Here is a 6,648-nt window from a genome sequence, read left to right as displayed (position 1 = left end):
CGCTGGATGCGAGGCCGCCTCCCTGTAACGTGCCTCCCCGGGCGGTCCGCAGGACTGGCCGGGGAGGTTGAGAAGCCGTCGCACGAACAGATCCCCCAGACCAGGACCGTTCGTTCAGGGAAAAGAACGCGGGTGAACCGTTACCCGGAAGGGCCGAGACGCAGGGTCCAGACGCCCGGTTGAGGGCGGCTGGATCCTGTGGCTCGGTCGAACTTGGCGACGCAGGAGCCTCGTGAGATAGGGTGAACGAACCCTTCAGGGCCGCCCCGATCCTGCTTTTCTTCTGCCCTTCAAACCACCCACGGGTCAGTATCGAAAAGATGGAAAAGACTGGCCTTTCCCTCCTTGCTCGCCTTCCTTTTCAAAACCCTGCGTTCCTGACGGGCCTTGCGCCTTTTCTTCTCCTCAGCCTTCCAGCACTCCCGCAGGACAGCACGCAGTTCGGGACACTGTGAGCCGATCTGACCATAAGCCTGACGCCGGAAGCGGGCCACGCCGCCGAAACGGTCGATACCTGTCAGCAGGGTGCTCCGTCCGATCCCCGGATAGAAGATCACGCCGAGGCCATCCTGCGCATCGGGTGTTGAGGGCAGCCGGAGGAAAAGAGTGGCGAAGCCATCCGAAGTCTGAACCCATCCGGGCGCTGGCCCTGCCAGTTGCCGTAACGGCATCAGGTCAAAGTCGGGGCAGTTCTCGGCTATGGCAGCCGAGAGAGGCGGAGACCTGTGCCAGAAGCTGGCGCTACAGCCCGCCCAGTCTCTCGAAGGATCCGTTGGAAACAGGATTGAGAAAACGGTGATGAGTTCTGCCTCATAGACAAGCTGGCCGCCCTGCCATTTGGCGAAGCTCGGATCATCGAAGCAGTCGAAATATTCCATCCCCCGGATACTGACGTCGGGATACTCGTCTGACAGTCCGTCTCCATGATGAAGGAAGGGCGTGCCGATGCCGTTTTCGAGGGTCATCACCAGTGTGGTGTCGTCTTCCCATGTCATCTGATCCGCTGCGCAGGTCCGGTAAGCGCGCTCTTCGGCGATCTGGCGCAGACGATCCTGCGGCCCGGTGAGCGTGAAGACTGTTGTGACGGAAGTAGCCACGGAAAACATCCTTTTCTCTTTTCAGATGCTTTCCCGCGGGCGCAGACGGCTGGACGGGACAATGGCGCGCCCTCCAGGGCGCGGGCCGCGTGCGGCCGAACCATTGTGGCGGCCGGACGGCCTGTGGCTGACCCTGTCTCTCTCCTGTCCCACGCTCTACTCTTCACGTCCCGACCCGCCCCCGGCTTCTCTCGTGCCGGCTTGCTGCGCGGTTGTTAGAAGGCGCGCAGATGCTGGCCACCCCACGGCCCGCTCTCACATCGCGCGATGACAGAGTGCAGGGATCCATTGTCATGACCCGGGATAGCCATGCACCATCGCATTTCCAAGTCAGCCCGTTCTGGCTGTCATCCCCACGACGAGCTTCGGCTGATCGTCTGCCTGCTTTTTGAAGATGGAACGGTCTTTGTCGGACAGAGCCTTGTCCGCACGTTGCCAACCTACCTCAAGCGCACGGGGACCCTTTTCCGCTCCGTAGGATCGTTTCAGCGTTACGACCTGCACGCCTTCACGATCGGGGATGCGCCCCCGAATGATATGGTTTTTCTCTGGGCCTACCACCTGTCCCGACACGGCGTGCGCCTTCGAACCCTGAGGGACCCCGAAGCCATCGTTGATCCGCTTGCGCCGCTGGCGTTACAGAAGCGCGAATGGAGCAGTTACAGCGCCCGTACCCGGAAAGTGCTGTTCCCTGCCGTCCTGAAGCAGGCTCTCGCTTTGCGGGGAGAATGGCGCGGCACCCGTATTGTTGCCTATTGCTGCATCCTGTCTCAGGGCGCATTCGTCCTTGGCAGTACACCTCTTCTCGATGAGGAATCTTTCAGACTGGACGACTGGCTTCCCGGGGTTGGAACCCATCATCTGTGGAGCCACGTTTATGAGGCGGAGGTCAGCAGTCAGGCGGCATATCAGGAGGCGGAGGCCGCTTTGGGCCTCTGGCGTGAAACACTCGAAAACATGGGCGGCCGGGAGACGTGGTACCGTGAGCACATGTTTTATACCGGCTTTCCGGAAACGGGAGAGCTTCACCTTCCAGATACCGAACTGCTTCTGTCCCTGCCACCCTCTCTGCTGGCGGGGATCTCATTCTGCCTTGAGCACTGGCCCATGGGTCTCAAAGACACACGACTGCCGCTCGACAACCAGTCTGCACCCCTCGTCTTCCCAGGATTCCTCAAGTGCGAAAACGAGAACCCGAGTGACTGGGAGAGTGTGGCCCGCTCCCAGCAGGATACTCTGGAACTCATACAGACATATGTCGAGGATATGGGGGCGATGTTTGAAGGGACACTCGCCAGACAAAAGGCGCTTCATGACCAGATGAAAGTGTTATCCAGAACTGTTCTCGAGGCCACAGCGCTGATGGTCAAGCTCCACGCGGCCTCCCGCCCTGATGATATCTGATCAGCCACCCCGCACGAAGAAATTGACCTTCCCCAGCCACGCGCTACTCGAAAAGCGTGGCGAGGAGACGTTTTCAGGCGCGCGTGTTGGGCCTCTCTCCTTTTGAGAGGTTATACCCGACTTCCTCCTGTCTCACGCGCATCCCCCTCCTTTTGCCTCTCACTGCCTCCAAGAGCAGCATCTGCCTGAAGATAAAGGGCCTCAACCACACACAGCCCCTCTTCTCTCCGGTTTTCTGTAAAAAGCCTGTCTGCGACGTCGGCCAGAAGCTTCATAGGGGAAGTCTCAGACAGGGCGGCATGGGCTGCGGGCGGGAGCGGGAGAGGCATCATGGCAGAGTGTTCCGAAGATTAAGGTTACGGGATGTCATGGGTGACCGGCCGGGCATGGGCTGATATCCCTGAACCGGCTGCGCAACGGTGCGGCGAATGGCGAGCAGATCATCAAAATAGGTGATCGCGTGCCGCACCAGGTCAGGATCAAACGCGCCACCCGCCTGCTCCTGAAGACAGGCTTTCACCTGCCGCGGAGACCGCCCTGTTTTATAGGCCCGGGCGGAGAGCAAGGCGTCGATCACGTCGGCGAGGCCGATGATGCGGGCGGCCAGGGGAATGGCCTGACCCTTCATTCCGAACGGATAGCCGTCACCGTCATAGCGTTCGTGATGCAGAAGCACGGCCTCATAAACGAGGGTCGGGATATCGGCTGACAGATGAAACAGCGCTCCGAGACCAAGCGACGGATGCTGTCGCATCACCAGCATCTGACGGGCGTTAAACCGACCCGGATAATTCAGGAGACTGTCGGGCAGGAGCAGTTTGCCTGCATCGTGCAATCGGCCCGCCAGTTCAAGCGCGCTCGACGATAATCCGCTCCCCGTCAGATGGCCGAGCAGGCCGGCGAGGCGCCCGACCCTCTGGCCGTGTCCGTCATCTCCTTGGGCAATCTGTGCCAGGAGAGAAACAAGAGGCGGGCCCTGCCGCCGATAGGACGCAGGCAGTTTCACCACCTCTTTCAGGAGTGTCTGCAGTTCAGGCATCTTTCCTCTACCGGTTGTGTAAGATCACTCTAAGCGCGGCCAATGTGAGTCCGGTTATCCCGGATGGATCAGACCGCGGGCGAGGCCGCCAAGAGCCAGAGCGACGCAGGTGAAGAGGAACTTGATCCCGGTCGCGCGGCGCGGCCCACGTCCGGACAGGATCCCGGCCGTCCTTTCGGCGAGTTTCACAAGACCCAGGGTGACGCAGGCCAGAAGCATCCATTGCCAGAGCGACAGCGTGACGACCGGCTGGCCCAGTCCGGACAGATGCCAGTCCCCCTGCCCTGCAAACTGGTCCAGACCGAGAAATCCATCCGCCGCATTCGTCAGAAGAAACAGACTGACCCCAGCCAGACACCTGGCGCCACAGACCCGACGCGGCACCGTCCCAACAGCGCGAGCCGGTCCCAGAGTGGAGATGTAACGGACACTGGTGACGCACGTTGGGGTCCAGTCCGTAAACAACGGTACGGGCACGATCAGAACCGATCCAGCAAAAGTCTGGAGAGAGAAAGCAGGCAGAGCACCAGACCGAGACTGGCAAAGACCACTCCCCGCCTCCGCTCAAGCCCGTAGTCGCGTCCATCCTCGCCGATATCGGGAACACCCGGTCCCATCATGGTTGCAACGCAGCCACCGAACATAAAAACGGGTCCCATGACAGCGCCAAGCCGGGGAACCACAAAGGCAAACAGAAGCAGGCCCACACTTGGCCAGCAGACCAGAATCTCTCCTGCGGCTTCGGCGACGCGGCGGCGCGGTGGGGCATCTTGCATCAGGTCACATTCCCAGGGCACGGCGGTAGATCTGCAACAGGGTTTCCTGAGCCTCGAGCTCTCCGGGCTCCTGCTTGCGCAGGCGGATGATCGTTCGGATGACCTTGACGTCAAACCCGGCCGACCTGGCTTCGGCAAAGATGTCCTTGATGTCACCACTCAGCGCCTTGCGCTCTTCTTCCAGGCGCTCGACCCGCTCGATAATGGAGCGCAGCCGGTCGGCGGCGATGCCGCCTGCGACGACAGCCTGATTGTCCTGAGAGTGCTCAGGAGGCGAAACGCGTTGCAACATGGGTCAACCTTTCAGGGATCGGATGAGTAACAGATGGGTGAAAGGGGGCGGGGCAGATCGCGATGACCGTCTGCCAGCGCTTCGAGCCAGCGGGACTGCCTTTCCGGAAGATGTCCCTGTTCTTCGATAAGGCGGCGAAGGGCGGTCCGGTGTTCGCCGAGGCGCTCTGCAAGCGTGCGTTCAGACCAGCCAATGGTCATGAGAGCACTGGTCATCGCGTAACCATTCAGTGGAGGCCGGTTGCCCGCGGGAGGCACAGCCCGGGCCAGTGGGTGGCTCAGTCGACGATGCAACATCCCAAGGGCCGCAAGCCACCTGAGGAAGTCCGGATCAGGAATGCTATGCCCCGATTGCCAGCGCAGGATCCGGTCCTTTGAAACGCCGGATCGGCGGGACGCCTGACGCACGCCCCAGCCGATAGCGGAGAGCTCGCCTGCGATGGACAGCGCCGCGCGCCTGTGCCCTGGACGAACGGACCGTGAATCCACATGTCCTGCCTTCGGTTGCCCACAGTGCTGTCCACTGCTTTGGGGGATAACCCGAAAACGCAACGCCTCAGCCATGCCGGGCGATGTCAGTAAAGGTCCGGTCCTGTGCACCCCGGCGAATGTGTTTGGCCATATGAGGCGAGACAATCCGGTAACGGTTGGGGCGACGCGGATCCAGTCGCTCCTCGATCAGCCCCGCCCGCTCCAGAGCCGCAAGTGACTCACGCACCTCACCGACGGAGAGGCCGAGCCATGTCGCGATTTCGCTGGCGGTTTCATGTTCGGTCAGGGACGCAAAGACAAGATCCTCGATGGGCGAGGTTTTCACCGTTCGCGTGGCCGGCATCCACGGCACCCGGGCATAAACACTATGACCCAAAGCCGCGATTTCGCCAGCCTGGGCGAGCGTCGTCAAAGCCATCGGCAGAGCACCCGCCTGCTCGGGCGTCAGGTTCGCGCGGAGTTCAAGGACATTATACGGCCCGCGGTTCAGACAGGTCCGGACGTGCTGGAGAACCGACTGATAGACTTCACGCTGCATCTCTGCCTTGAGCTTGCGAAAGACCCGCGCTTTCGGTTGATGACCGCCAAATTTCACTGTGATGCCCCGTCGTCTGTAGCCGTCGGGATATTCTGCCGGAGACTGTTGTGAGTGCAGTCACGCAACGTCACCATTGGCCTGCCGCCTTCATGCAGTCATAGGCGTTCCGGAGGTTGAACAGGCCGACAGCCACCCAGACCGGAACGAAGACAAGGACATGCCAGCGCGGCATGAAGGCTTTCGTCTTCCACACGCGCATGACGTCCATCACAAGAACGGAGATAGCCAGAGAGAAAAGGATCGCCTGTGCAAGCATGGTCCAGACCATCCGGACGTCCAGCGGGAAAAAGAGCCAGCCGAACCCGAGGAGCATGGTCGCCGAAAGAACCATGCTGCCAAGCATCCAAGAGGAAGACAGTGGGAGAGAAAGTGTTGATTCGGGCAGATCTGGCTGCCCAAGAGAAAGAGAGTGCTCGGTCATACCCGGCAGTATGACGACAGCGTTTGTGAGTGCAGTTCAGCGAAGGGACCGGATGAGGTTGAAACAACAGACCCTACTGGCAGGCCTCAGACCTCCAGTCCGAGACCTGACGCTTTGTAACGCTGTGTTGGAAGAAGCCGCACCACAGCATTTCCCTCAGCATCCGAAAGTTACAGAAAGTTTCGGACGACAAAGCCACAGACGCCGTAATGGCACTGCCGGTTCCAAATCCCAAAGCCATGCTGGCCAACCGGCGCTATGACAGCGACAGCTTCCGCCTCATCTCTGACAATCTGCAACACAAACGAGTGACCGCATAGCGGACGGCGCTGGCCAATCTTGCCTGGGTCATTTTTATTTTCTCAGGCGAGTATCCATGCACGACGGATTCAGTTCGATCCGAACTAACGTTTCCTCTCTGAAGACTTGATGAAACGCGTGGTGAGCAACAGAGCGCCATGGAATAACGCAAGAAATCCAAATGTTTCGGCATAAGCCTCCGATGCGACATGGGATGGAGCGATTGTCGT

General features: G+C 60.3%; 9 protein-coding genes. 1 reads left to right on the top strand and 8 read right to left on the bottom strand.

Annotation, left to right across the window (positions count from 1 at the left end):
• Positions 1-290 precede the first annotated feature (290 nt).
• On the bottom strand, positions 291-1,106 hold the full coding sequence (locus tag GSP01_RS14125) for a hypothetical protein (protein WP_141354556.1): 816 nt from the start codon (positions 1,104-1,106) through the stop codon (positions 291-293).
• A gap of 300 nt (positions 1,107-1,406) precedes the next feature.
• Between GSP01_RS14125 and GSP01_RS14120 the strand changes: the two genes are divergently transcribed.
• A complete protein-coding gene (locus tag GSP01_RS14120; RefSeq protein WP_141354553.1) occupies positions 1,407-2,501 on the top strand; it encodes a hypothetical protein in 1,095 nt (364 codons plus the stop codon).
• Between the two features lie 328 nt (positions 2,502-2,829).
• On the opposite strand, the gene GSP01_RS14110 is transcribed toward GSP01_RS14120, so the two are convergent.
• The 7 genes from GSP01_RS14110 to GSP01_RS14080 form a co-directional block, all read right to left on the bottom strand.
• Positions 2,830-3,540: an HD-GYP domain-containing protein gene (locus GSP01_RS14110; RefSeq protein ID WP_141354550.1), complete on the bottom strand. Its 711-nt coding sequence runs from the start codon at positions 3,538-3,540 to the stop codon at positions 2,830-2,832.
• Positions 3,541-3,594: 54 nt separating this feature from the next.
• A complete protein-coding gene (locus GSP01_RS14105) occupies positions 3,595-4,017 on the bottom strand; it encodes a hypothetical protein (RefSeq protein ID WP_167495576.1) in 423 nt (140 codons plus the stop codon).
• 2 nt (positions 4,018-4,019) lie between these two features.
• Positions 4,020-4,316: a hypothetical protein gene (locus GSP01_RS14100; protein WP_141354544.1), complete on the bottom strand. Its 297-nt coding sequence runs from the start codon at positions 4,314-4,316 to the stop codon at positions 4,020-4,022.
• 4 nt (positions 4,317-4,320) lie between these two features.
• Positions 4,321-4,608: a DUF2312 domain-containing protein gene (locus GSP01_RS14095; protein WP_141354542.1), complete on the bottom strand. Its 288-nt coding sequence runs from the start codon at positions 4,606-4,608 to the stop codon at positions 4,321-4,323.
• 11 nt (positions 4,609-4,619) lie between these two features.
• Positions 4,620-5,096: a transcriptional regulator gene (locus tag GSP01_RS14090; RefSeq protein WP_141354540.1), complete on the bottom strand. Its 477-nt coding sequence runs from the start codon at positions 5,094-5,096 to the stop codon at positions 4,620-4,622.
• A gap of 67 nt (positions 5,097-5,163) precedes the next feature.
• Positions 5,164-5,694 (bottom strand): helix-turn-helix domain-containing protein, encoded by a 531-nt coding sequence (locus tag GSP01_RS14085; RefSeq protein ID WP_141354538.1) that lies wholly within the window; start codon positions 5,692-5,694, stop codon positions 5,164-5,166.
• Positions 5,695-5,764: 70 nt separating this feature from the next.
• Positions 5,765-6,028 (bottom strand): hypothetical protein, encoded by a 264-nt coding sequence (locus GSP01_RS14080; protein WP_034953721.1) that lies wholly within the window; start codon positions 6,026-6,028, stop codon positions 5,765-5,767.
• Between the last annotated feature and the right edge of the window lie 620 nt (positions 6,029-6,648).

Source organism: Gluconobacter sphaericus NBRC 12467, assembly GCF_006539125.1.
Taxonomy (GTDB): domain Bacteria; phylum Pseudomonadota; class Alphaproteobacteria; order Acetobacterales; family Acetobacteraceae; genus Gluconobacter; species Gluconobacter sphaericus.
The sequence above is the reverse complement of the archived record's forward strand: the minus strand, read 5'-3'. Positions and strand labels throughout refer to the sequence as shown.